The sequence below is a fragment of the Aquirufa rosea genome, from assembly GCF_004118285.1.
Lineage (GTDB): Bacteria > Bacteroidota > Bacteroidia > Cytophagales > Spirosomataceae > Aquirufa > Aquirufa rosea.
Genome location: NZ_SDHY01000031.1, coordinates 1 through 480 on the forward strand (window position 1 = coordinate 1; position 480 = coordinate 480).

The window sequence follows — 480 nt, forward strand, 5'->3', positions numbered from 1 at the left end:
TTTTCGAGAAAGAATTCAAGGGGAGAAAGAAACAAGCGGGCTTGTAGCTCAGGTGGTTAGAGCGCTACACTGATAATGTAGAGGTCCGTGGTTCGAGTCCACGCAGGCCCACCAACAAAAGCAAAAGATTCACAGCCTAAAGCGATGTTGAGGCAAGCTGGACAAGCTAGAGAAGAAAGCCAATAACGGGGGATTAGCTCAGCTGGCTAGAGCACCTGCCTTGCACGCAGGGGGTCAACGAACTGGCCGTCCGCGTTCGAATCCGTTTTCTCCACTCAGAGAAACAAAATTACCACATTAGGCAAACGAGTCTAATGAATAAAGAGATTAACAAGTAAAACCCAATTAAATTTGGGGGATTAGCTCAGCTGGCTAGAGCACCTGCCTTGCACGCAGGGGGTCAACGGTTCGAATCCGTTATTCTCCACACTGTTGAATAACGCAAGGGGTCAACGGAATTACATTCCGTGTTGAATCCGT

At 48.3% G+C, this 480-nt stretch carries 2 tRNA genes; both read left to right on the forward strand.

Going from position 1 to position 480, the window contains the following annotated elements:
• Positions 1-37 precede the first annotated feature (37 nt).
• A tRNA-Ile gene (locus ESB04_RS12360) sits at positions 38-114 on the forward strand.
• 239 nt (positions 115-353) lie between these two features.
• Positions 354-427, forward strand: a tRNA-Ala gene (locus tag ESB04_RS12370).
• The last annotated feature ends 53 nt before the right edge of the window (positions 428-480 follow it).